Raw genomic sequence first — 24,995 nt, forward strand, 5'->3', positions numbered from 1 at the left:
TCCCGATGGGCGTGCTTCCGGGCGGCTACTGGGATTCCGCCGGACGACTGCACCGAGAGTTCGAACTGGCGACCCTGACCGGTCGCGAGGAGGAGCTGCTGGCCGGCGCCCGCTCACCGCACACGGCGGCGTTCGTCACCGAGGTGCTCAGCCGCTGTCTGGCCCGCCTCGGCGACATCAGCCCCGTACCGCCGGAGGTGACCCGCCAACTGTTGGTCGCGGACCGCCAGTTCCTCCTCCTGCAACTGCGCAGGGCCACCTTCGGCGACCGGGTCGGGGCGAGCCTGATCTGCCCCTGGCCGGAGTGCGGTCAGCGGGTCTCGATCGAGTTCTCCGTCGACAGCGTGCCGGTCGAGGAGGCCCGGGACCGGGCCCCGACGCACTCGATGACCACCTCCGACGGCACCGAGGTCACCTTCCGACTGCCCACGGGCGCCGACCAGGAGGAACTCTCGGACCACCTGGTGGTCAACGAGGCGGAGACGCTCACCGGGCTGCTGGCCCGCTGCGTCCTGCGGATCGCTCCGCACGACGACCCACCGGACCGGGAGGCGGTGGCCGTGCTCCCGGCGGCCACCAGGGCCGAGATCGAGGAAGGCATGCGGCAACGGGCCCCCTCGGTCGAACAGACCCTGGAGGCCGAGTGCGCCGAATGCGGCCGGACCTTCCTCGCCCCCTTCGACGTCCACCGCTTCTTCTTCGGCGAACTGCGCACCGACGCCACCGCGCTGTACCAGGAAGTCCACTACCTGGCCTATCACTACCACTGGAGCGAGACCGAGATCATGGCCATGACCCGCGACAGACGGCACACGTACATCGACGTGCTCGCCGACGCGATCGAGGTGCTCAACAGTGGCACGTGACGGTTACGCGTACGCGGTACTGGCCGACGGTGCCCGCCCCTACCTCCACCGCGCCGGCGTCCGCGCGCTGCTCGGCGTGGCCGAGGAGACGGGCGTACGGGTGAGCTTCGCGCGGGCTGCGACGAGGCGCTTCTTCCGCTACGTCCATGAGTATCAGGGCGATACGGCAGCCCCCTCGGGGTGGGACGAGGTGCTGGCGCAGGCGGGCAGCGGGGAGCAGGGGTGGCGGGGCCCGGCGACTGACCGGGCGGGTCAACTGGTCACTGAAGCGCGCGCATTGCATGGCGCTGAAGTGGGTGCACTGCATGGTGTTGAAGGGGACGCACCGCATACCGCGTCCCGCGGGGTGCCTCCTCACCGGCCGGTCGCCGGTGCATCGGTAACCGAGGGCTCGAATGGGGCCAAGTCCTTTTTCGTTCCGGAGAGTTCGGTCGAGGCTGAGTCCGGACCAGTACCCGACGGCTATGGCCATGCGGTGCTGGCCGATGGCGCTCAGCCCTACCTCCACCGCGCCGGTGTGCGTGCCCTGCTTGGCGTGGCCGAGGAGACGGGCGTACGGGTGCGGTTCGCGACGGCCGTGCCTGGTCGGTCCTTTGGCTACGTCCATGAGCAGCAGGGCGATTCGGCGGCCCCGACGGGCTGGGACGAGGTCCTGGCGCAGACCGGGACCACGCTCAACGCCCCCAGCCCGTGGGTGAGTTCGGTCGATGCGGTGATCGACCCAGCGCTAGGAGTCAAGGCGTCAGCGGAAGCCGATGTCGTGGAGTGGTCCACGGGCCATGGGTCCGCTCGGAAAGCATCCGCTGGAACGGCTGGGGCGGCTCAGCCCCGCGTGCCGGAACCGACCGGGACGGCCATACCCAGTCCGCCGGTCGTCACCGAGATGGTCGTCCCCGACGGCCGACGGCGGTCGGGTACTTCCGATGTGCGGTCTCGGGTGGTGGCATCCGAGACTCGGCATAACGAGTCGGCGCCAGCGCCGGTACCGGAGAGGCACGCGACGACGGCCGGGGTTCCTCCGGAAGTGGTGGCGGTAACGCCACCTGCCGCGCCGGCCAGGCCCCATCGGACGGTAGTGCGGATGCCGGACCGCGCCGCGATGACGCCGAGCTCTACAACTCAGTCGGCTACTGAAGTCCCCGTGCCAGCGCCGGACCTGGTCCGGATCGCCCCGTCGAGGGAACTGCGGAGCGAGGCGACGCGCGATCTTCGCAACGAGCCGTCGACCGCAACCCGACCCGTGCCCCAGCCCACTCCCGCAGCCCCCGTTCCGTCCCGCCAGTTGCCCACCCGCCGCCCGGTTCTCCGCTCTGAACCGACCGACGCCTCACCCGAGTTGGATCCGATCGCCTCCTCGCCCAGCTCCCCTCGCCGACACACCACCCCGCCCTACCGCAGGACCGCACCGCTACCCTCCGCTGCCCCCACACCCCCCCAGCGCCAGTCCGCCGACCTCACCCCCACACCGATCACGCCTCACGACCCGGCCCCAGCCCCCGCCAGGATCCCCGCCCAGCCGCAAGTGGTCGTCGTCCGCGCCCCCGCCGCGTCTCCGGGCGAGGCCGCCTTCTGGGAGCGTCGGCATCTCGGTCGGCTCCTGAACGGGGTCGTGCGATGAGTGCCTCCACCGCGCTCGGCATGGTCAGCGCGTCGTTGCGGAACCTCCTGGTCGGCGAGATGCGCCTCAGTCCCGCGCCCGACGTGACGATCCTCGCGCCGGACGAGCAGAGCAGCACGCGCCGGATCAACCTGTTCCTCTACAAGCTGGCCGAGAACCCGTTCCTGAAGAACCAGGACTTCACCGTCCAGCCGGGCAGCCCCAACCAGCTCGTGCCGGCGCCTCTGTCGCTCACGATGTCGTACCTGCTGACCCCTTATGCGCCTAACGACCCGCAGGAAGGCAACGCCGCAGCGCACCAGCTGCTGGGCGAGGCGATGCGGGTGTTCTACGAGAACGCCGTCGTCCCACCGGTCTATCTGGACCCGGGGCTCGCCGATGCCCGCGAGCGGCTGCAGATCGCCGGCAACACCCTCGATCCGGAGGAGCTGAGCCGGATCTGGAGCACGTTCTCGCAGCCGTTCCGCCTGTCCGTGCTCTACCAGGTGTCCACCGTGCAGCTCGACCGGTTGCCGGCCGCCCGGCAGCCGCTGGCCAAGCGGGTGCGGCAGGTGGGCGTCGACGTCGGGGCGCCGCTCGACCCGCCCGCGGTCACCGCCATGACCCCGGTCGCGGGGCCCGCCGGCACCACGCTCACCTTCACCGGCGTCCACCTCGCCCGCTGGCGGGGCCGGGTGCAGATAGGCGACCGATCGGTGCTGCCGGGACAGCAGTTGACCGGCGACACCTTCACCGCCGCAGTTCCGGACGATCTGCTGCCCGGTCTCTACGAGGTGCGGGTGGACGTCGCCAGCCTCCACCGGCGCACCTTCCTCTTCGAGGTGACCCCATGACGGCCTACCAGGACACCTTCGAGCACCTCAGGGACGAACTTCGCCGCCTCGACCTGCTGATCGCGCTGCGGCTGGAGACGGCCGCCCTGCAGAACGAGGCGTTTCCGCACTCCCAGGTGGACCGGACCGTGTACATCACCCGGCAGGAGGTCGACCGGCTGCTCGCCGACGGTTTCGACACCGGCATCAACTCCGGCACGGCGGCCAACCTGGTCGCGCTGAAGCTGCTCTCCGCCGAGATCGAGGACCGGGTCCAGGACAGCGCACGCGGCGGTGTCGAGCCACCCCTGGTCGCCCTCGGCCGGCTCTTCGGACTGTCGCCGACGGAGCTGGGTGCCGTGCTCGTCTGCCTCGCGCCCGAACTGCGCCGCAAGTACGACCGGTTGTACGCCTACCTCCAGGACGACATCACGCGCCGCAGGCCCAGCGTCGACCTGGTCCTGGAACTGCTGTGCACGAGCGAGCGGGAGCGCTGGATCGCGAGCAGCGTCTTCCTGGCCGACGCGCCCCTGATGCGCTACGGGATTCTGCGGACTGTCGACGACCCGCAGAGTCCTTCCGGCTCGTCCGGGCTGGCCCGGTTCCTGGTGCTGGATCCGCGGATCCGCCAGTACCTGCTGGGTTCCGGCGAGCCCGACACCCGGCTGGTCGGTCACCTCGGCGTGCACGAACCTTCCGATCCGATCGAGCACGAGGCCGACCCCGAACTCGCCGACCGACTGCTGCGGTTGACCGCACACCACCTGGGCCCCGGTCGGCCGCCCCTGGTCTGCCACCTGTACGGCCCGGACGACGACGGCCAACTCGACCTGCTCCGGTTCACGAGCGGCCGCCTGGGCCTCCCGTTGGTCAGCGCCGATGCCAGGACACTGGTCGGCCCCGACGGCGCGGCCCTCCTGCGACTGACCTTCCGTGAGGGCCTGTTGCGGGGTGCGGGTGTCCATCTCGGCCACGTGGACGTCCTGTTGGGCGAGGAGAACAGGACGTTGCTCGCGGCTCTCTCCGACACCGTCGCCGACTTCGGGCTGCCGGTCTTCCTCACCGGTTCCTCGCCCTGGACGGCGGGGACGACGGAACTGCCCGTGCACTCCATCGACGTACCCCTGCCGGACCTGCCCCGCAGCACCGCGCTCTGGCGCGACATCCTGGGCACCCACACCGAGCAAGGCGCTGACTGGGCGGCCGAGTTGGCCGGGCGGTACCGGCTGCCGGCCGCGCGGATCCGTGCCGCCGTCCGGCTGGCCGACAACCGGCGGCTGATGGAGCCCGTGCCCCGGCAGTTGAGCCTGGCCGACCTGACCGCGGCCTGCCGCAGCGAGTCGCAGCACACGCTCGGCTTGGCGGCCACCAAGGTACGCACCCGCTGCGGCTGGGACGACCTGGTGCTGCCGGCCGACCGTGTCACGCAGCTCCGGGAGATCTGCGACCAGGTGCGCCATCGCCAACTGGTGCTCCACACCTGGGGGTTCGGCGCCCGCCTCGGCCACGGAACGGGGCTGAGCGTGTTGTTCAGCGGGCCGCCCGGCACGGGCAAGACGATGGCCGCCGAGGTGCTCGCGCATGAACTCGACGTCGACCTGTACAAGATCGACCTGTCCGGGGTGGTCAGCAAGTACATCGGTGAGACGGAGAAGAACCTCGCGCGGATCTTCGCCGAGGCGAGCTCCGGCAACGCCATCCTCTTCTTCGACGAGGCCGACGCGCTGTTCGGCAAGCGCACCGAGGTCTCGGACGCACACGACCGGTACGCCAACATCGAGACGAGCTATCTGCTCCAGCGGATCGAGGAGTACGAGGGCGTCGTCGTCCTCGCCACGAACCTGCGGCAGAACATCGACGAGGCCTTCACCCGACGGATCCGCTTCGTCGTGGAGTTCCCCTTTCCCGAGGCGGACGACCGGCGTCGGATCTGGCAGACGCTGTTCCCGCCCGGGGCACCGCTGTCGGCGGACGTCGATCTGGCCCGGCTGGCCCGGGAGTTCGCCGTGACCGGCGCGAACATCAAGAACATCGTGCTCCAGGCGGCGTTCCTGGCCGCGGCCGACGGGACGGACATCGGGCGGCCGCACATCCTGCGGGGGACCCGCAGGGAGTTCGAGAAGATCGGCAAGCTCTGGGCGGAGACGGGCTGATGCCGGACAACACACGGTGCGGCGGACCGGCCGCACCGGTCGAGGCGGGGGAGTCATGACCGACGGTTTTCCGAACAAGCCCAGGATCCTGCGGGGCGCCTTCGTGGAGTTCGGGCTGAGCGTGCCACCACTGACGGTGGTGTTCCAGTTCAACCCCGTACAGCTGACCCGCAACCACGCGCTGACCTTCTCGTTCCCCGGAGTGCCCGGCCCGACCCCGGCCGGTGACGCGCAGGCCGCCGCACCCCAGCGCACCCTGCGGCAGTGCCGGGGCGAGTTCTCCGACCTGCTGGAACTGCAGCGGCAGCAACTGGTGAACGTGCAGGACCAGACCATCGCGTTCGATCTGCGGCTGGACGCCACCGACAGGCTCGACGACCGCGACTCCGTGACCGAGCAGTTCGGCATAGGCCCGCAGATCTCGACGCTCGAACTGATGGTGTACCCGAAGGAGGAGAGCCTGCTCGGCCGGGCCGGGGACGCCCTGTTGGGGAAGTCAGCGGGCTTCAGCTTCGCCAGGAGTCCCAACCCGCCGATGATCCTCTTCATCTTCGGCCGCAAGCGGGTGCTCCCGGTGAACATCAACGCGATGAACATCACCGAGACGGAGTTCAGCGCCGATCTCAACCCGGTGCGGGCCACGGTGTCGGTGAACCTGACCGTCATCGAGGGCAACAGCGTGCCGTATCTGTACTCCAAGGCCATGGTCGAGGCGATGTCGGCGCTCAACGTCGCCAACAGCGCCGACGCCGCCAACGTCGTGGTCCCGGGGTGAGGCGGCATGTTCGACAAGCTCTCCCGGTATCTCCAGGTGCCGGACATCGCGGTGGTCGACGCCCGCGGCAGGGTCGTGGCAGCCAAGGACGTCCGGCCGTTGCCCGAGGTGACCGGCACCTTCACCCACACCGTCGACAGCGGCGACCGGCTGGACCAACTGGCCTTCGCCTACTACCGACAGCCGCTCCAGTACTGGCACATCTGCGACGCCAACCCGGCGTTCCTGTCGCCCCTCGACCTGCTGGACGGCGGACCGTTGGCGACCCACCGCTTCCCCCTCGGCGTACGCCAGGGCACACCGCCCTGGGCCGCCCTGATCCGCGAACTGTCCACGACGGTGGGCGTGGACGAGGTGACCGTGGTCGACGACGTGACCGCCGTACCGCAGCCGGGTGGCGGAGTGGTGGAGCAGGTCGACCGGGCGGTCCTGGTGACGTACGCGCGGGCCGGTGTCGATGCCCAGACGTTGTCCGAGGTGATCAGGTCGACCGGATTCACCGTCGGGCTCCCGGTGGAGCAGGGGCGGCTCGGCCGGCCGGTCGTCGTTCCTCCGCAGGTGAGTTGAGGGGGCGGGCCATGCAGAACGACCACCTGCTGATCGAGATCGACGGCGCCGAGGCCTCCGACCTCAAGTGCGACCTGATCGGCCTCGACATCGAACTCGACGAGGAACTGGCCGGCATGTTCCGGATGACCCTGGCGCTGCGGCTGCGGGCCGACGGCTCGTGGACCCACCTGGACGACGGACGCTTCGCCCTGTGGCGGAAGGTCGCCGTGACCGCCGGGCTCAAGGACGACGCCCGGAAGCTGCTGACCGCCTACATCACGCACGTACGACCGGAGTTCGGCCCCGGCATGGAGCAGTGCCGGCTGGAGGTGTGGGGGATGGACGGCAGCGTGCTGATGGACCGGACGGACGTGCTGAAGGCCTGGCCGAACATGAAGGACAGCGACATCGCGGCCCTGGTCTTCCAGAAGGCGAAACTCACCCCCCAGGTCGCCGACACGACGGTCGTGCACAACGAGGAGATCTCCACGATCGTCCAGCGCGAGACCGACATCCGGTTCCTCAAACGGCTGGCCCTGCGCAACGGATACGAGTGCTTCGTGGACGGCGGCACCGGCTACTTCCGGCCGCCCGACCTCGGCGGGACCGTACAGGCCCCGCTCAACATCCACGCCGGCGCCCGGACGAACGTCAACAAGTTCAGCCTGGAGGTCAACGCGCTCGCCCCGGCGGACGTGACCATGAGCGCGCTCGACCACGCCACCGGCGGCCCGCTGGAAGCCGTATCGCGCCCTGGTCACGAACCGGCCCTCGGCGCCCGCCGCCCGGCGGACGCGCTGCCCGGAGGCATGAGGCCGGGTCAGGTACGGGTCGCCCGGGCCGTGGCCACCGGCGGCCACGAGATGGAGTCGATCTGCCAGGCCCTGCACGACCGGGGCGAGTGGTTCGTCAGCGGTGAGGGCGAGGTGGCGGCCAACCAGTACGGCGCCGTGCTCCTGCCGCGGCGCACGGTCGTCGTCAACGGCGTCGGAGCGACCCACAGCGGCACCTACTACGTCACCCATGTCACCCACCGCTTCCGGGAGAACAGCTACAACCAGCACTTCCGGGTGAAGCGCAACGCCCTGACGGCGGCCCGCGCCGGCGTGGGCCTGCCGGGGGGTGTGCGATGACGCTGGAACTGGAACGGGTCGTCGCCGACCTCGCGGACAAGGTCGAGTGCCGCTTCTACGGCAAGTACCGGGGCATCGTGCGCGACAACGAGGACCCGTCCCGGCTCGGCCGGCTCAAGGTCAGCGTGCCCAGTGTGCTGGGCCCGGACGTCGTCACCGGCTGGGCCACCCCGTGCGTTCCCTTCGGCGGCGCGGCCGACCAGGGATTCCTCTTCGTCCCCGAGCTCACCGCCGGGGTGTGGGTGGAGTTCGAGGAGGGCGACCTGGAGTTCCCGATCTGGGTCGGCGCCTACTGGACGGCACCGGACGCGGTCAGCCAGCTGCCCAAGCCGCAGGAGAACGACGGCACGGAGCAGTCCGAGGTCCAGAACCCGCCCACCCGGAAGATCATCAAGACGCGCAAGGGGCACACCCTCCAGTTCGAGGACCGCGACGGAGCGGAGTCCGTCCTCGTCCGGGAGGGCGTCAAGGGCCACCTGATCACCCTGACCCAGGACGGCATCAGGATCACCGACGCCACCGGCAACGCGATCGAGATGACGGACAGCGCGATGACACTCCACGCCGCTGTGCCGTTCACGATCGACGCCCCGGGCCAGCCCGTGCAGATCGTCTGCGACACCGTCGACTTCAAGAAGGGCTGAGCCATGGGACAACTCCTCGTCGTCAAGGGCGATCCGGTACAGGGCACGGACCAGCACAACGTCAAGGGCACGGGGCCCAACCCGGCCGCGCCGCCTCCCACCGCCACGTATGTAGGCATCGGCGACTACGCCTACAAGGGCTCGGTCACCGAAGCACTCAGCACGTTCGTCACGATCGCCGGTACGCCCGTGGCCCTGGTGACCAGCCACAGCGGGCTCGATCCCGGCGAGGACGCGCCGGGCGGCGGACACGTCGGCTCGGCGGGCGGCAACTTCGTGGCCGGCCCGGGCACCGTCGCCCTCATCCCGACCGTGGACGACACCCTGCAGATCACAGACAAGCCCCTGGGCACCGGCGTCCCGAACAGCGCGGCGGGCAACGCCCTGCTCACGGTCGGCGGGGTCCGGGTGCTGCTGGACGGCGACGCCATCGACACCTGCAGCGGCCTCGGCAAGGCGGCCGACTCGACGGTCACCGCGCACGGCCAGGACTTCGTGACGTGTTCCGGGTGAGGGAGGAAGCACATGGCGACGGGATTCGGATTCCCGTTCGGCGTCGACGTCTCGGGGGCGATCCGCCCCGAAGGGGACGACGCCGAACTGCGCGGCAAGGTGGTCCAGGTGCTGTTCACCGCACCGGGGGAGCGGGTGAACCAACCCGAGTTCGGCTGTGGGCTGTTCAACCTCGTCTTCGATCCCACGAACACGATCATGGCCGCCGCCGTGGAGTTCTCCGTCAGCTCGGCGCTCACCCGCTGGCTGGGGGACCTCCTGGTGGTCGGCGGAGTGGACGTCCGCTCCGACGACGAGGCACTGACCGTGGAAGTGGCCTACGTACGACGCAAGGACCTGGCTCCCCAGGCACTCCGCGTCCACTTCAGGTAAAGGCGACGTGATGGTGGAAATAGCGCAGGTGAACGGCCAGCCGGTCATCGACTACATGGCCCGCGACTACGAGAGCCTGCTTCAGGCCATGCGCGACGAGATCCCGCGCAAGCTCTCCCAGTGGACGGACTTCACCAACGAGGCCGACTTCGGGAACGTGCTGCTGCAACTGTTCGCGCACATCGGCGACATTCTCAGCTACTACCAGGACCGGGTGGCCAACGAGAGCTTCCTGGGCACCGCGCAGACCCGCCGCAGCGTCATCGACCATCTGCGGCTGATCGGCTACGAGTTGGGCGCCGCGGCACCCGCCGCCGCCTCCCTGGCGGTGTCCGTGCCGGGCTCGGTCAGTGAGGTCGTCACGATCGCCAAGGGCGACGCGTTCGCCACCAGGAGCCAGAAGGACCGGCCCAGCACGCGGTTCGAGTACGCCGGCGACTCACCCCTGACCATCGACTTCGGCGCGCTCACGGCCGACGCGACGACCGGCCGCAAAACCTTCACCGGCCTGCCCGTGCAGGAGGGCCGGCTGATCGAGGACGAGGTGATCGGCACCTCCGACGGAACCCACAACCAACGGTTCCCCCTGGCTCACCCCAACGTCCTGCTCGACCGGCTCGCCGCCTCGCAACCCACAGGCCAGGACGTCCTGTTGCTGACGACACTGTCCGGGACCGTGGACGCCTGGACCCGGCGCGAGAGCCTCGCGTTCAGCCAGTCCGGTCAGCACGACTACGTCATCGAGGTCGACGAGAACGACCGGGCCACCGTCGTCTTCGGCGACGCCACCTTCGGCTCGGTGCCCAGCCAGGGTGCGCAGATCACCGCGACCTACCGCGTCGGCGGCGGCTCGGCCGGCAACGTGCCCGCCGGAGCGGTGACCACCATCGCCGACGCCCCCCAACTCGCCCTGCTCGGCGCCCAGATCACCAACCCGCTGCCGGCCACCGGCGGCGCGGAACGCGAGGACATCACCCACGCCGTACGGCAGGCACCGGCGGTCTTCCGCTCCCTGCGACGCGCGGTGACGGCCCCCGACTTCGAGGCACTGGCCCTCAGCCACAAGGGAGTTGGGAAGGTACGTGCCGCCGCCACCGGCTGGAACGAGGTGACCCTCTACGTCGCCCCCGAGGGCGGCGGCAAGGTCAGCGACGTCCTGGCGGCAGGCCTCACCGCCTACTTCGAGGACAAACGGATGCTCAGCCAGATCGTCGAGATCGCCGACGTGGACTACGTCCCCATCTTCGTCACGGCCGAGATCGCCGTGCAGAGCTTCTACGTACCCGCCGACGTCGTCGCCGCGGTGCGCCGGGCGGCGGCCGACCTGCTCGCCTTCGACCGGGTCGACTTCAACCAGAGCGTGTACCTGAGCCGCTTCTACGAGGACAGCCAGAGCGTGCCCGGCGTGGTCTTCGTCAACATCACCGAGTTCCGGCGCGGTGACCGGCCGACCCCCGACGTAGAACCGCACGGCACGATCACCCTCGGTCCCAACGAGGTACCGGTCGTGCCCACCGACGCCGACTACGTGTCCGGCCTGAAGGTCGTCCTCATCGGCCAGGCGGGGAGCTGAGCATGCGACTGCTCGCCATCACCGCCACCGGCCACTCCGACGGCAACCGCATCGACCTGACCTGGGCCTACCCGAAGAACGTGACCCCTCCCAACATCCGCGTGGTGCGCCGCGAAGGCACCCACCCGGCGGATCCCGACGACGGCATCACCATCGCGCAGGGGGCCGGTCTGGTCACCGCGACCGACACAGGCCTGCGCGGCGAACACGTCTATTACTACGCGCTGTTCCCCTTCACCGGGGACCCACCGATCTACGACTCCGACCCGCACAACGTGGCCACCGCGACGGCCACCACGCCCTACGGTTTCGCCGACCGGCTGTACGGCATGCTGCCGGCCCTCTACCGGCGCTACGACGCCGACCGGCCCCCGGCACGCAGAGGCGATGGGCCGCCTCTCGACACCGCCCCCGGCCAACTGCGCGGGTTCCTGGACCTGCCCGGCGCCGAACTGGACCGGCTCTACAGCCTGGGCCGCGCCGCGCTGTCGCTGGCCGACCTGGAGCGGGTCGACGGCGGGCTGCTGCCGCTGCTGGCCCAGTGGATCGGCTGGCGCACCGACCACAGTCTGCCGGTCGACTCGCAGCGCAACGAGATCCGCTACGCGCCCCGGCTGTACCGGGGCACGGGCAGCGTCCCCGCGCTGGACGCGACGGTGGCCAGGGTCACCCGCTGGCCCAACCGCACCAAGGAGTTCGTCCACAACGTCGCGCGCAGCAACCGGCCGGAACGGCTCAACCTGTGGTCCACGCTGCGGGACCCGGCGGGAGACTGGAGCACACCGGCCCTCGCGTCGGTCGACTTCGCCCACGACGGCCGGCCGGCCGCGGTCGAGGAGGCCGACGGCTCGACGCTGTTCCTCTACCACACACGCCGTCAGCACGGCTGGGACATCTGGTCCAAGCGGTTCGCCGACGGGGCCTGGGAGCCGAGCCGACCGGTCACCGACGGGCCCGCCACCGACAAGAACCCGGCCGCGGCCCGCCAGGGCGACAAACTGTGGCTGTTCTGGCAGACCTACGATCCCGCGCAGGCACCGCGGGACCGGCACTGGCGGATCACCTTCACCGTCCGCACCCCCACCGCCGACGGCCCGAAGTGGACCGTGCCTGCCGTGTTCGGCGACCCGTCGATCGAGCGACGGATGCCGGCCGCGGTGGCCGACGACACCGGCGGTGTGTGGCTGTTCTGGCTGGAACGGGTGTCCGGGGTCTGGCAGTTGCGCTACAACCGGCACGACGGCACCGACTGGCAACTGACCACCCCCGCCGCCTTCCCACTGGCCGGCGGGCAGGATCCCCGGGTCGAGGACGACCTGTGCGTGGTCTTCCACCCCACCGAAACCGCCCAACGGCTCTGGCTGTTCTGGGCACGGCACGAACCGGCCGGTCCGGCGGGCCAGAGCCGCTGGAGCGTCTTCTACCGGATCAAGCAGGGGCTCAACCCGGCCGCGGCGGACTGGTCGCAGGTCCGGCCGCTGCCCAGGACGACCGAGGACTTCCACGACCGGCAGCCCGCACCCCTGGTCGCGCCGGACGGCACCGTCGAGGTGTTCTGGTCGACGACTCGGGACGGCGGGTGGTCGATCTTCCGCGCCGGCCTGACGCCCAGCAACCTCGCGTGGGAGGCACCCGAGCAGGTGGTCGGCGCCCCGTACGCGCGCCGCGGTCCGCTCGCCGTGCACACCGGCCAAGGCACCCTGCTCGCGTACCGCTCCAACGAGGGCATCGCGTACGCGAGCGAGGAGTTCGGCGCCACCAGCACCCTCGACAACCGGTACGCGGGAACCACCACGGCGGACACCCGGGACACCGCGAAACGGATGGCACGGGGAACCTTCGAGGACTTCCAGACCTATACGTACGACACCGGGTCCCGCGGCAAGCGCACCGACGCCGACCGGATCTCCCGGGACACGGTCGGCCTGTTCCTCGCCCCGGACACCACCGATCCCGCACGGATCGACGCCGTGGTCACCCGACTCGCGGGCGCGCTCGCGGACTTCATGCCGGTGACCACACGCCCGGTCTTCATCACGCCACCGCCCAGCGGCCCCAGCCGCACGTCCCGGGGAGGGGGTCACCATGGGTGACTTTTCCCGCAGCACCTTCGACCGAGTCAAGCACTACGTGGGCATACGGCTCCAACAGGGCGTACCCCTGGTGGACGCCGACTGGAACGAACTGGAGGACATCCGGCGGTTCGAGGTCGAGGCCTTCCTCAAGTGGTTTGTCGGCGACGGCGTACCGGCCGGCAACGACGGCTTCCGGATCGTGGCCGCCGCGGGCGGCGGAGTCGGCACGATCCGGCTCACCCCGGCGGCGACCGGCACGGTCGGCTCCTCGGTGAGCGTGGACGTGACCGCCTCGACGGTCGCCACGGCACTGGGCTTCACCCAGGTCAACCGACAGGCGGCCCGCGGCCTGGCCCCCGCGCGGCTGACCGGAGACGCCGTCCAACCGTTCGCACTCACCGCCGGGATGACCCTGGTGGTCTCGGCGAACGGGGCGCCGCCCCAGACCGTGACGTTCACGGCGAGCGGCTTCGCCGACCTCGGCGCCGCCACCGCCGCCGAGGTGGCCGCGGTGATCAACGCCGCCGCGAACCGTGTGGTCGCCTCGGCCGGCACGGGCAACGACTTCTTCGTCGCCGGTGGCGACGGCACCCCGGAAGGCGCGGGGCGCTGCCTCGCCGACGGCCGCGACGCCGTCCACGAGGGCCGGCTCGCCTACAGCTCCCAACCGCTGTACGCCAACACCGCGTTGGCCGCGGCCTGGGGTGTGCCCGTCGTCCAGGAACTCGCCGCCCCCACGTCGGGCACCCGCTCGGACCTGGTCTACCTCGACGTGTGGGACCGCGAGGTCACCTCGGCCGAGGACGACACCCTGCTCGACCCCCTGGTCGGCGTCGAGACCTGCGTACGGGTACGGCGGGAGTGGGCGGTACGGGTGCGGCCGGGCGCCACCCAGCCGCCGGTGCCCAACGACACCGACTACGTCAGTGGGCACTCCTACCTTCAACTGGCCCGGATCGGCAGGCAGTCAGGCGTCGCCTCCATCCGGCCGCCGGCGCTGATCGACCTGCGCCCGCGCAACCTCCAGGTGCCGCCGAGCACCCTGGTCGACGATGTGCTGGGCAGCGTCGGCGGCGACTCCTCGATCTCCGCCGCCTATCGCAAGGGACAGCGGCGCCCCCGGGCGAGCCTGCGCGACGCCATCAACGCGCTGCTGGCCGGCCAACTCCCGCCCAGTCCGGAGATATCGGTGTCCCCGTCGGACAAGTTGGATGTGCTGAACAGGGCCAGCGTGGTCGACGCGGCCGGCGGACTGGTCGCCGTATGGCAGGCCGAGCGCTCCGGCAGCAAGCAGATCCTCGCCGCCCGGCTGGACCCCGCCCGCCCCGACCTCGGTTTCGCCCTCGCGCCCGCCCTCACCACGGGTGGCCAGAACATCGAGCCCGCGGCGGTGGCGCTGCCCGGCGGTGACCTTTTGGTGGCGTATCAGAACGGGTCGCTGGACGGGCCCAACACAGACGTACTCATGAAACGCGGTCCGCTGGCCACCCTCGGCGCCGCGACCCCGCAGAACGTGGCCGCCACCGGGAACCAGGTGGCGGACCAGAGGGTGCGGGCCGTGCTCGCCGGGGACCAGGTGGTGTTCTTCACCCACCAGAGCAGCACCACTCTCAAGCAGTGGTACTACCGGCGCTACCGGCACACCGACAACGTCTTCCTGGACCCCGCACCGGTGGCGCTGTCGGAGACCGGACTGACCCAGCGGGACCTGCACGCGGCCTCGGCCGACGGCAAGGTGTGGGTGGCCTACCCCGACGGGACCAAAATCCAGATCCTGCGCTTCAATCCCGTCCCGGCTGGCACCAACCCGCAGGGCCCGCCCGTCATCGACCTCCGGATGGACTTCCCTGCCCCGGGCCAGCGGAACGTGTTCGTCCTGGCGCTCAGCGGCAACGAGGTCCTCGTCTTCTACGAGGACGACACCGGGCTGATCGTCGTCTCCGGCAACAACGGGACGTGGACCTCCACCCGGGTGCCCGACTCCGACACCGATGACGCCCAGCCCGCCGCGGTACGGGACGCGGACGGCACGGTGTACCTGGTCAGCAACCGGCCGGCGGCCGGCGGCTCGGAACTGCTGCTGCGCCGCCGGGACGTGATCGGCGGCAACTGGATCGCCGCCCAACGGCTCGTCGCCTCCACCCAGGCCCAACTCAACTTCAGTCCGCATCCCGTCCTCGTGCCCGACCTGGGCTTGTGGCTGCTCTGGGTCAAAACCCTGGGCCTGGACTCGGACGTCTACGCCAAGCAGATCATCACCGCCATCTAGGGGGAATCCCGCATGTCATCACCCACCGTCAAGCCGGTCGAGGCGCGTCGGCCGATCTACAACGTCACCGACTCCTCGGCGTTCGTCACCGTCTTCCAGGCGCGCATCAACGCACGGGAGACGGAAAGCGTCCTCACACTGAGCCACCCGGTCGGCCTGACCGGGCTGTCCGTTTCTCTGATCCACATCGACTCCGCTCCCGCGAGCGGACGCAGCGCACCCGTGCCGCTCCCGGTCGGCGGAAATGTCTCCCACTACTCCGTCACCACCTCCGAACCCGACGTCAGGGACGGTGTCGTCACCTACTCCGTGATCGTCACAGACGCGGGGCACGGATCCGGGCCCGAGGAACGCTGGGAACTGCGGGCTTCGGCGGACGGCCCGGCGAACTGGATCATCAGCATGGCCACCGACGACATGGAAGTGAACTGGCTGGCCGTCTGCCCGGTGGCCGAACTGACCGTCCCGGCCGAAGCGCTGGAGCTGAAGGAGGTCGAACTCAACGCGCACGGCGCTGTGAGCGGCAACACCTTCGCCGGAACCGTCCCGGACGCACTGGCCTTCACCCCTCAGTACGACTGGGCGTACACCGGCGCCGCCCCGATCCTGGACATCACCACCGACACCACGACCCCGGGCCCGATTCTGCGAGTCGACACCCCGGGTGTCTATGAGCCCGTCCCGCTGGCCTTCACCGTCACCACCAAGCTCAACGACGCGGCGGGCCTGTACGCGGGCTTCCTGCACAACAAGAGCGCCCCCGCGACGATGACCGTCCACCAGCGGGTGCAGGACATGGTGCTCGTCCTCGACCGCTCCGGCAGCATGGCCCTGGAGAACCGCTTCGAGAACGCCAAGACCGCGTGCCGGGTGCTGGTACACCTCTTCAACGGGCTGCGTGAAGGCCTCAGCACCCCAGAACGCGTGGACCGGGTGGCCATCATCGCCTTCGAGGACGAGATCGCCGGCTTCCGGGGCGGGGCTCCCTCCAGCCGCATCGAAACCCTGCTCCCACTGACGCCGTTGTCCGAGGCGGTCGATGCCATCGACGACCCGAAGTTCGACTTCGGCGTCCCCGGCACCAACACCCCGATCGGCGACGGTCTCATCGCCGCCATCGACCTCGTGGCGGCGGCTGGACCGATCGTCGACCAGCGTTTCAACTTCATCCTGGTCAGCGACGGCGAGGAGAACTCCGGAATCACGGCACTGGTGCCCTCCTCCGCGGTGAACGGGGCGATCTCCTTCCGGGACGCCGTCAACTCCCGGCAGGAGCGACGGGATGTGCTCGACACCGCCCGCTGCCGGCTGTCCACCATCGCGCTCGGCCCAACCGCCAACCAGAGTGTGCTGAGCCAGCTCGCGATCTTCGGCGCGGGCAACTTCGCTCTCGTCAACGACCCGAGCGATCTCGCCGACTCCTTCGGCGGGATGCTGGCCAACGCGCAGACCGTCAACCTGCCGACCAAGCAGGACGCTCCGACGACCGGCGTCCCGGATCCCGACTCGGACCCCGACCACCCGCTGCCCGCCGTCTACCTGTCCACCGAGCCGGACGCCGACCGACTGGTCCTCGCCGTGACCCCGAAGGCCGGCGACACCGTCTTCACCGGCACCATCCAACTGGCCCGCTGGGACGGCACGTCGTACCGCCCCGAGACCGCTCCCATCCGGGCCACCTCCTCGGACCGGGCGACATCGGTGGCCAAGCTCCCCCCCCTCGCCCACGGAGCGCCCATCCACTGGCGGGTCATCCACGGCACCGGACCCACGGACGCCGAACCCCTCGCCCTCGGCCAGGTCCTCGCCTACGTGGACCTGCACCTGCTGGCCGACATTCAGCTCGACCAGGACAGGTACCTCACCGGGGACAGGATGAACCTGACCGTGCGGATCCGGCAGGACGACCGGCCGATCATCGGCGCGCGGGTCAAGGCCGTACTCGACGCACCCGCCGTCGGTCTCGGCGAGCAGCTCACCGCCCTCGGCGCCGCGCCCACGGACCCCGCTCAGGACGAGCACGACGAGCCGACCTGGATGGAAGGACGCATCGGCACCCTGCTGTCCCGCAAGAAGTGGCACCACCTGCCGCGCACCAAGCCGACCGGCGGCCTGTTCGTGGACGGCACCGAAGAGCTCTTCGACCCGGACGGCAACGGCAACTACACCAACACCTTCGCCAAGGTCTTCAAGGAGGGCACCTACAGCTGGCACCTGTCCGTGGCCGGGCAGGACGTCAACGGCAACGCGTTCACCCGGGAGTTGAACACCTCCACCTTCGCCGGGATCAAGGTCGACCGGAAGGCCACCACGATCAAGGTGACCCGGCTGCACAACGACCCGAGCGGCCTGCTCGCGGCGCTGGTGGTGATCACCCCGCAGGACGCCCGCGGCGAGGATCTCGGCCCCGGCAAGGACGACTCGGTCATCTGGGCGCTGCGCGAAGGCACCTTCCAGCACGTCCTGCAGAACCAGCCGGCGCCGGTGCAGACCGACGGCACCTACCGGCGCGTGATCCTCTACACGAACCGTCAGTCACCGTCGCTCGTGGTCGAGGCCGCCAGGGTCGTGCTGCCGACGATCGACGTCCGACGGCGGTTGCAGGGCTTCAACGACTGACCACTCACAGGGCACGACCAGGGACGGAGGCCGACGGTGTTCGAGCAGCAGACAGCACACACGCCCGCGCACGACCGGGTGGGCGCCCCCACCCGTCGGCCTCCGGCCCCGGCCCATCCCTCCGGCGACATGCTGCGGCGCGCGATCGGCAACAGCGCGCTGGCGGCCGGCAGCGGCACGGGCGCGCCGCACCCGGTCGCGGAAACAGAGGCCGTACGCGCCCTGGACGGGCCTGGAACACCGCTCGGCGCCGGCCCAAAGGCCGCTGCCGAGCGGGCCGTCGGCCACGATCCCGGCGACGTCCGGGTGCACACCGGACCACGGATCCGGACGGCCGCCCGGGCCGCGGGCGCCGCCGGATTCACCTTCGGCCGCGACATCGGCGTCGCGACCGGTCCGGGCCAGGAGATCCCGCAACAACTGCTCATCCACGAGGCCGTGCACGCGGCCCAGCAGAGCGCCGGCGGCACCGCGGGCGCCGACGAGGCGGAACGGCAGGCCGTCACGGTCGGCCACGGCGGCGCCTCGACGGGAGCCTTGGCCGGCACGGCGGCCCCCTACGTCGCATGGGCCCCGGAGGACTGGCTGACCACCACACCGGACGTCCGCCGCTACGGCCTCTCCGACCTCCTTGACGAAGCACGGGCCGTCGACGAATGGCTGCGCCGGCAGATCGCGACGACCCCCGAATTCGACCGAATAAAGGAGGCCGAGGCCGCCATACAGGCCGAACTCGCCCGCCGCGCCCCGGCGTTGACCCCGACCGGCCCCCGAACCCGCCCCGCGGCCCCCCGCACCGGACGCCGCTCGACCCCCGCGCGTGCCCCGGAAGTCCTCCCGGAGACCGAGATACCGCACGTGCTGCGCGACCGCGTCAGTATGCCGCTGACCGACCCGGCCGAGGTCCGCGCCGAGGCCGACCGCATCGCGGCCTGGCTGCTGCGGCCGGACGTCAGCCGCGCCGACCGCGCCACCCTCCGCCAGGAACTGGCCCTGCTCGCCCCGGCCGTTGCCGCTGACCTCGACCGCGCGGGCGTGGAACGCCAACAGGCCCGCCTAGCCCGGGCGTTGGCGCCGACCGGCACTCAGGACCGGGCCGGCGTCCTCGCCAACCTGCGGATCGTGGAGTCGATCAGGCCCTACGCCGACGCACCGGGTTCGGCGTACGTCATCCACGACGGCGAACTGCTCGTCTTCCCTCTGGAGACCGCGCAGCGCGTGCGAGCCCAGGTGCTGGGCTCGCTGACGGATGCCGCCCGACGGGCTCAAGGGATCGTCGACTCCACCGAGTTCCGCATGAACGAGCACCTGCGCCTGAACTATCAGGAGCAGCCGGTGGTCGGCTTTCTGGTCAGTGTGGTCAGCCGGGAGGAGCCCGTCGAGGTGCAGACGCGGATGCTGGGCCCGCTGGCAGAGTCCAACATGGCGCTGGCCCGCTATCGGGCGGCGGCGCGACGGGGCTCCCTCGTCGACATGGCGGACGCCGTCCTCAGTGCAGTCGAATCCGCGGACAAGGCCCAGGAGATCGTGCTCGACGGCATCGACCGCGCCGTGGCGGCGGCCGGCTCGATCGTGCACGGTCTGGAGATCACCCGCAATCTGGCCTTCACCATCGCCCTGTCCGTGGGCGCGATCCTCGCCGCCCCGGTGGTCGCGGCCGGAGTAGCCGGACTGGGCGCGACCGGGCTCACCGCGACCGCACTCACGGCCGTCGGCACCGGAACCGTCGTCGGTGGCGAGGGACTGCTCCTTGGCTTCACCGGAGGCGCCGGCGGTGAACTGGCCGCCGGACACGGTGTACGAGCGGCCCTCGACACCGGCGTGGACGAAGGACTCCGCGTCGGCGCGCAGGGCGTGTCGATCGGCGTGGGCGGTGGCGTGAGCCCCGGCCTGGCCCGTGCGCTCGGCGTCGGCGCCCGGGGAGTGTCCCGGCTCGGATCGTTCGGGCGCGCCGCGCTCGCACAGGGCGGTGGGAACGCCCTCGGAGGGGTGACCGGCGCCCTGCTCAACCCGCCCGAAGGCACCGGCCGCGGGGACGCGGCCCTCCGGGCCGGCCTGACCGGCTTCGGCCTGGGCGCGCTCGGCGGTGTCGCGGGGACCTATGCGCAGGGCCTGCCCTCTGCCACCGTGCGGTTCGGCGTGGGTGTCGGACTGCCCAGCCTCGTCGACGGCGGGGCGACCTACCTGCAGACCGGCGACCTGGCCCAGTCACTGACGGCAGCCGGCACCGGCCTGGCGGTCAGCGCTCTGACAACCGGCCGCTCCAGCGGTATCAGCGGGAGTGCCGAGCAACGGGCCTTCCGCGCCGGGCAGTCCGTACGACGCGGCCTGGGCGCCCCCGGCCGACTGCTGCGACCGTATGTGGCAGGCGCGCTGATCGGCCTCGCCGAGCCGGTACCCGCGCTGCGCCTGGAAGAGACACCGACGTCGATCACGCAGTCCGGGAGCGAGCGACCCGACGTCGCCTCGGCGGCCCCGCCCCCGACGCGGGCGCCCGCCGAGCAGCCTCAGCGTCAGGTGACGCCGACACGGGTGATCTCGCGGGGCGCGTTCCCCGTCAATCCCGCCCGGCAGGTGGTCGATCCGTTCTCCGGTGAGGTGCTCGGCCAGCAGTCCGCGTCGGCACAGACAGCCCGCTCGGTGATCACAGGCCCGCGTGCGGACGAGGCCGAAGTGGCCACCTGGCGACAGGCGTTGGACCGCGGCGAGATCGGAATTCAGGCCCCGCTGGGCGCGAACGTCTCCGGCCCCGACTTCATCACCGCCGAAATCGACTCCTCGGGTCAGATCACCATCTACGTCAGCGACACCAAGCTCTCCACGACGGGCCGCTTCCCGACCCCCGCCACCGCCATTCCCACCACGTGGGGAGCCGAGGTCCGCGCCGCCATCGCCCCGGGCCGTTTCGACGTCGGGGATCCCGTCCTCGAAGCGGCCATCCGGCAGGCCTTCGCGGCCGGACGGGTGCAGATCCGGCAGGTCAACGCGGACTACAGCCCGAACGGAGGCGGCAGGGTCACCGGTTTCTAGATCCGGGAGGCTTCACGCCGGTGCCGGGCGCGGCTGCTGCGGGCTCCGGGCCGGTTCGGAAACGGGTGGTCGAGTGGTGACGTCGGTGGGGGCGAGGCCGGGTTGTCGCAGGAGGCGGGCACGGAGTGGATCCGTGTCCGGGAGGCCGAGTTCGGTGGTGATGGTCAGGGCCTGGGTCCATGCGGTGCGGGCGGCGTGCGGGCGGGCGATGGTGTGGAGGATGTCGCCCAGGCAGACGAGACCGGCGGCCTCGCTGTGGCGGGCGCCGGTCTGGTGGAAGAGGTCGAGGGCCTGCCGGTAGCGGTCGACGGCCTCGGTGTGCTGGCCGAGGTGGTGGTGGATGTAGCCGAGGCTGTCCTGGATGTGGGCCTGCCCGTTGAGGTCGCCGGTCTCCTCGGCCAGGGCGAGGGCCTGGCGGCAGTGGGTGAGGGCTTGGTGGTGGTCGCCGAGTTGGGCGAGGATCCAGCCGATGTGGTTCAGCGCGGCGGACTGCCCGGCCCGGTCGTCGGCGGCCCGGTGGTGCGCGAGGCTGTCGTGCGCGTGGCCCAGCGCCTGCTGGTGGCGGCTCTGGGCGTCGTACATCCGGGACAGGTGTTGGTGGATGCGGGCCTGCCCGGCGTGGCTGCCGACCTCGCCGAACAGGTCCAGCGCGCGCAGGTAGTGGGCGCGGGCTTCGGCGGGGCGTTCCAGCCGGTCCTGGGCGAGTCCCAGGCCGCGGTGGGCCTCGGCCTGTCCGGCCTGGTCGCCCTGGTGGCGGGCGGTGTCCAGGGCCTTGGTGTGGACGACGGTCAGCGCCCGCCAGTACCCGTGCCGGTCGAGATAGGTCGTGAGCGCTGAGGCGAGCCGCCAGGTGTGGACGGGGAAGCCGGCGGCGGGCGCCTGTTCCACAGCGGCGACGAGCACCGGCGCCTCGGCGCTGAACCAGGCCTGCGCCTGCCGGTGGTCGGCCAACTCCTCGGGTGCGGCGCCCGGTTCGGCCGGTGGCAGCGGGGTCGGGTTGGGCCGGGGAGTCAGCAGGGCGTCGGCCCGATGGGCCGTGTGCAGGTAGTGGTCGAACATGCGGTGCGACGCGGCACGCCGGGTGTCGTCGCTGTCGTGCGCGGCGACCAGCTCGGCCGCGTAGGCGCGCAGCAGGTCGTGGAAGCCGTACCGGCCGAGGGGGTGTTCGGTGAGGAGGTGACCGCGGACCAGTTCGGCCAGCAGGACACGGGCGCGGGGTGCCGCTACGCCGGCCAGGGCGGCGATGGCCGGGAGCGCGGCGTCGGGTCCGAGGTGCAGTCCCAGTAATCGGAAGAGCCGGCCGGCCTCGGGGCTGAGCGCGTGGTAGGACCAGGAGAACACCGCCCGCACCTGGCTGGTCGCCTCCCCGCCGTCCAGCGCGTCCAGGCGTCCGTCGGCCCGGCGCAGTTCCTCGGCGAGTGCCGCGAGCGGGAGTTCGGGCTGTGCGGCGGCGCGGGCGGCGACGATCGCGAGCGCGAGCGGCAGGCCCGCGCACCGGCCGACGATCTCCCGTACAGCGTCGGGATCGGCGGACACCCGGTCCGCGCCCAGTCTGCGGATCAGCAACTCCCGGGCCTCACCGGGAGCGAGCAGGCCGATGGTCAGCAGATGGGCGCCCTCGGCCGCGGCCAGTCCGGTCAGCGACTTCCGGCTGGTGATCAGCGCCAGACAGCCGGGCGACCCGGGCAGCAGCGGACGCACCTGTTCGGCATCGCGGGCGTTGTCCAGCACCACCAGCATCCGCCGGCCGGCCAGAAGGCTGCGGTACAGCCCGGCCTGCGCCTCCAGACCGATCGGGATCCGGGCCGGCGGCACCCCCAGGGCGTCCAAGAAGCCGCGTACCGCCTCCGCCGGGCTCATCACCGAGCCGCCGGGGGCGAATCCGTGCAGGTTCACATACAACTGGCCGTCGGGAAAGGCCTGTTGGGCCCGGCGTGCCCAGTGCACGGCGAGTGCGGTCTTGCCCACGCCTGCGGTGCCCGACACCGCCGAGATCACCACCGCCGACGGTTGCTCGGTCACCGAGGTGAGGATCTCCTCCAGTCTGGCGAGTTCCTCGTCGCGTCCGCTGAATCCCCGTACTCCCATGGGCAGTTGTACGGGCACCTCGCCCGGCCGAGGAGTTGTCGCCGGTGACGGCCGCACCGGGGCAGAGGTGGGGAGAGCAGTCCGGAGTGGGGTTCGGGGGGCCGGCCATGCGGTGGGCTCGGACAGGCCTCCCCGAAGGATCTCCTGGTGTGTCTTCTGTAGTTCCGTACCCGGGTCGGCGCCCAGTTCCTCGGCGAGCCGCTGTCGGACGACGGCGTAGCAGTCCAGTGCCTCCGCGCCGCGTCCGGCGGCGTGCAGTGCTCGCATCAGGGCTTCGGTCAGGGGCTCCACCAGCGGGTACTCGCCCAGGAGTTCGGTCAGCGGGCCGATTACGGCGACGGGGTCGCCGACGCGCGACTCCATGTGCGCCCACCCGACGACGGCGTCCACGCGCTGCCGTCGCCATGCCTCGCGGACCTGCGCCGCCCACTGTCCGCCGAGCCCGGCCAGCGGCTCCCCGTGCCACAGTCCCAGCGCCTCGCGCAGCAGCGTCGTACGCGCCTCGTCCGTCCGTCCCGTTTCCCGGGCCCGGCCGACGGACTGCCGGAAAAGGTGGATGTCCACCTGGTCAGGGCGGGCCTCCAGGAGGTAGCCGCCGGAGCGGCGCACCAGACGTAACCGCGTATGTCCCGAGTCGCCGGTCTCCTCGCACAGTCGGCGGATCCGGGCGATGTGTGCGTGCAGCGCGCGCCGAGCCCCGTCCGGTGGCTCGGCGCCCCAGACCCGTTTGATCAGGACGTCGGTCGCGACGGGCCGGCCGGCGTCCACCGCCAACGCCGCCAGTACGGCCCTGCGTTGCGGTGGCCCGACCTCCACGGTCCGGCCGTCCACCGAGAGTTCCACGGGACCGAGAAGGCGCAGCTCCACCACGATGTCCACGCTCCCCGCGCATATTTTCTTCACTCCGCGCGCACACTCTCACGCTGGGCGACAACCTATCGACAACGTTCCGAGCCACACTCGAACTTCAGTCTGATGGGGCGGAGAGTCTCCACGCACGGCGGCGCACCGGGGGCGGGAGCGGCGTCGTGGGGAGCCGGTCAGGCGGTATCTGGGGGAGAGCGATTTGAACGAACATCGGGGAGCGACGGGGACGCGGACGGCACAAGCACCGGCTCGGCTGCCGGTCCGCCCGTACGAGCCGGAGGCCGCGCGGGTCGCGCAGCATGCGCCGCCTCCGCTGTCCGTGTCGGACGGCGGTGGGCGGAGTGTACTGGAGGGCGCCTTCGGGTTGTTGGGCGCGGTGGAGCGGGCCGGAGAGGCCGGACTGACCAGGCTCGCGGCGGAGTGCGGGCTGCCCAAGACGACCGCGTACCGCCTCCTTGAACAGATGGTCGAACTGGGGGCGGTTGAGCGGAGCCGCAGGGGCTATCGCGTGGGTCCGCGGCTCTTCCGGCTCGGGCAGGGGTGGCAACCGCATCCCGGGCTGCGGACCGCCGCACGGGCGCCGGCCCGCCGGCTGGCGCGCATCACGGGCGCGACGGTGGGGATCAACGTCCTGCGGGAGGGCCAGACCCTGGTCCTGGACTGGACGGTCGGCGAAACACCGGCGGCGCTGGGTCCATTGCTCGACAGGGTGGCCTGGCCGTGGTTCACGGCTGCGGGCAAGGTGCTGGTCGCCGCCGCCCATCCTCGGCTTCCGCCGGGTCCGGTGCCCGCCTCCTGGCGACAGGAGTGCGAGGAGATCCGGACCCGCGGAGTCGCGTTCGACCGCGAGGAGTTGATGGCCGGAGTCTGCTGCCTGGCCGTGCCGCTGCACGGCCCGAGTGGTGTGCACCTGGCGTCCTTGAGCGTCGTGACCGATCCGGCACACAGCCTGGAGCGGCTTGTCGGTGTCGCCGAGCAGACGGCGAGAATGATCAGCGCGGCGCTGCGCGGTCGTTGAGCCGGTCCGTCGATCCCGGCG

16 protein-coding genes are annotated in these 24,995 nt (G+C 71.2%); 15 read left to right on the plus strand and 1 reads right to left on the minus strand.

Annotated elements, in window-relative coordinates; all coding sequences use genetic code 11:
• The first annotated feature begins 5 nt into the window (after positions 1 to 5).
• The 14 genes from M2283_RS07690 to M2283_RS07755 all read left to right on the plus strand — a co-directional run bounded on the left by M2283_RS07690 (position 6) and on the right by M2283_RS07755 (position 21,001).
• Positions 6 to 866, plus strand: a complete 861-nt coding sequence (locus M2283_RS07690) for a hypothetical protein (protein WP_280875332.1) — start codon at positions 6 to 8, stop codon at positions 864 to 866.
• Between the two features lie 1,614 nt (positions 867 to 2,480).
• Positions 2,481 to 3,317 carry a Pvc16 family protein gene (locus M2283_RS07695; protein WP_280875333.1) on the plus strand — a complete coding sequence of 279 codons (837 nt, stop codon included), beginning with the start codon at positions 2,481 to 2,483 and terminating at the stop codon, positions 3,315 to 3,317.
• Positions 3,314 to 5,449 (plus strand): ATP-binding protein, encoded by a 2,136-nt coding sequence (locus M2283_RS07700; RefSeq protein WP_280875334.1) that lies wholly within the window; start codon positions 3,314 to 3,316, stop codon positions 5,447 to 5,449. The genes M2283_RS07695 and M2283_RS07700 overlap by 4 nt, the downstream gene beginning before the upstream one ends.
• Before the next feature lie 55 nt (positions 5,450 to 5,504).
• A complete protein-coding gene (locus M2283_RS07705; protein ID WP_280875335.1) occupies positions 5,505 to 6,224 on the plus strand; it encodes a hypothetical protein in 720 nt (239 codons plus the stop codon).
• 6 nt (positions 6,225 to 6,230) lie between these two features.
• Entirely contained in the window at positions 6,231 to 6,791 is a 561-nt protein-coding gene (locus M2283_RS07710; protein ID WP_280875336.1) for a hypothetical protein, read from the plus strand.
• Positions 6,792 to 6,802: 11 nt separating this feature from the next.
• A complete protein-coding gene (locus tag M2283_RS07715) occupies positions 6,803 to 7,906 on the plus strand; it encodes a phage late control D family protein (protein WP_280875337.1) in 1,104 nt (367 codons plus the stop codon).
• Positions 7,903 to 8,550 (plus strand): phage baseplate assembly protein V, encoded by a 648-nt coding sequence (locus tag M2283_RS07720; RefSeq protein WP_280875338.1) that lies wholly within the window; start codon positions 7,903 to 7,905, stop codon positions 8,548 to 8,550. The genes M2283_RS07715 and M2283_RS07720 overlap by 4 nt, the downstream gene beginning before the upstream one ends.
• Positions 8,551 to 8,553: 3 nt before the next feature.
• Positions 8,554 to 9,063: a hypothetical protein gene (locus M2283_RS07725; protein WP_280875339.1), complete on the plus strand. Its 510-nt coding sequence runs from the start codon at positions 8,554 to 8,556 to the stop codon at positions 9,061 to 9,063.
• A gap of 12 nt (positions 9,064 to 9,075) precedes the next feature.
• A complete protein-coding gene (locus M2283_RS07730) occupies positions 9,076 to 9,435 on the plus strand; it encodes a GPW/gp25 family protein (protein WP_280875340.1) in 360 nt (119 codons plus the stop codon).
• A gap of 10 nt (positions 9,436 to 9,445) precedes the next feature.
• On the plus strand, positions 9,446 to 11,008 hold the full coding sequence (locus tag M2283_RS07735) for a baseplate J/gp47 family protein (RefSeq protein ID WP_280875341.1): 1,563 nt from the start codon (positions 9,446 to 9,448) through the stop codon (positions 11,006 to 11,008).
• 2 nt (positions 11,009 to 11,010) lie between these two features.
• Entirely contained in the window at positions 11,011 to 13,101 is a 2,091-nt protein-coding gene (locus tag M2283_RS07740) for a hypothetical protein (RefSeq protein WP_280875342.1), read from the plus strand.
• A complete protein-coding gene (locus tag M2283_RS07745; RefSeq protein ID WP_280875343.1) occupies positions 13,094 to 15,352 on the plus strand; it encodes a DUF6519 domain-containing protein in 2,259 nt (752 codons plus the stop codon). The genes M2283_RS07740 and M2283_RS07745 overlap by 8 nt, the downstream gene beginning before the upstream one ends.
• A 12-nt stretch (positions 15,353 to 15,364) precedes the next feature.
• The gene (locus tag M2283_RS07750) at positions 15,365 to 17,971 is read left to right on the plus strand and encodes a vWA domain-containing protein (protein ID WP_280875344.1); all 2,607 of its coding nucleotides are present in this window, start codon (positions 15,365 to 15,367) and stop codon (positions 17,969 to 17,971) included.
• Between the two features lie 36 nt (positions 17,972 to 18,007).
• Positions 18,008 to 21,001, plus strand: coding sequence for an eCIS core domain-containing protein (locus M2283_RS07755; RefSeq protein WP_280875345.1), 2,994 nt, complete (start codon positions 18,008 to 18,010; stop codon positions 20,999 to 21,001).
• Positions 21,002 to 21,013: 12 nt separating this feature from the next.
• On the opposite strand, the gene M2283_RS07760 is transcribed toward M2283_RS07755, so the two are convergent.
• Positions 21,014 to 23,968, minus strand: a complete 2,955-nt coding sequence (locus M2283_RS07760; protein WP_280875346.1) for an AfsR/SARP family transcriptional regulator — start codon at positions 23,966 to 23,968, stop codon at positions 21,014 to 21,016.
• Positions 23,969 to 24,155: 187 nt separating this feature from the next.
• On the opposite strand from M2283_RS07760, the gene M2283_RS07765 reads away from it, so the two are divergent.
• Entirely contained in the window at positions 24,156 to 24,974 is an 819-nt protein-coding gene (locus tag M2283_RS07765) for an IclR family transcriptional regulator (RefSeq protein WP_280875347.1), read from the plus strand.
• The last annotated feature ends 21 nt before the right edge of the window (positions 24,975 to 24,995 follow it).

Source organism: Streptomyces pseudovenezuelae (assembly GCF_029892565.1).
Classification (GTDB): domain Bacteria; phylum Actinomycetota; class Actinomycetes; order Streptomycetales; family Streptomycetaceae; genus Streptomyces; species Streptomyces pseudovenezuelae_A.

Coding starts and splice junctions, on each gene's coding strand:
- M2283_RS07690 (WP_280875332.1), top strand. CDS start 6: ATGGGCGTGCTTCCGGGCGGCTACTGGGATTCCGCCGGACGACTGCAC.
- M2283_RS07695 (WP_280875333.1), top strand. CDS start 2,481: ATGAGTGCCTCCACCGCGCTCGGCATGGTCAGCGCGTCGTTGCGGAAC.
- M2283_RS07700 (WP_280875334.1), top strand. CDS start 3,314: ATGACGGCCTACCAGGACACCTTCGAGCACCTCAGGGACGAACTTCGC.
- M2283_RS07705 (WP_280875335.1), top strand. CDS start 5,505: ATGACCGACGGTTTTCCGAACAAGCCCAGGATCCTGCGGGGCGCCTTC.
- M2283_RS07710 (WP_280875336.1), top strand. CDS start 6,231: ATGTTCGACAAGCTCTCCCGGTATCTCCAGGTGCCGGACATCGCGGTG.
- M2283_RS07715 (WP_280875337.1), top strand. CDS start 6,803: ATGCAGAACGACCACCTGCTGATCGAGATCGACGGCGCCGAGGCCTCC.
- M2283_RS07720 (WP_280875338.1), top strand. CDS start 7,903: ATGACGCTGGAACTGGAACGGGTCGTCGCCGACCTCGCGGACAAGGTC.
- M2283_RS07725 (WP_280875339.1), top strand. CDS start 8,554: ATGGGACAACTCCTCGTCGTCAAGGGCGATCCGGTACAGGGCACGGAC.
- M2283_RS07730 (WP_280875340.1), top strand. CDS start 9,076: ATGGCGACGGGATTCGGATTCCCGTTCGGCGTCGACGTCTCGGGGGCG.
- M2283_RS07735 (WP_280875341.1), top strand. CDS start 9,446: ATGGTGGAAATAGCGCAGGTGAACGGCCAGCCGGTCATCGACTACATG.
- M2283_RS07740 (WP_280875342.1), top strand. CDS start 11,011: ATGCGACTGCTCGCCATCACCGCCACCGGCCACTCCGACGGCAACCGC.
- M2283_RS07745 (WP_280875343.1), top strand. CDS start 13,094: ATGGGTGACTTTTCCCGCAGCACCTTCGACCGAGTCAAGCACTACGTG.
- M2283_RS07750 (WP_280875344.1), top strand. CDS start 15,365: ATGTCATCACCCACCGTCAAGCCGGTCGAGGCGCGTCGGCCGATCTAC.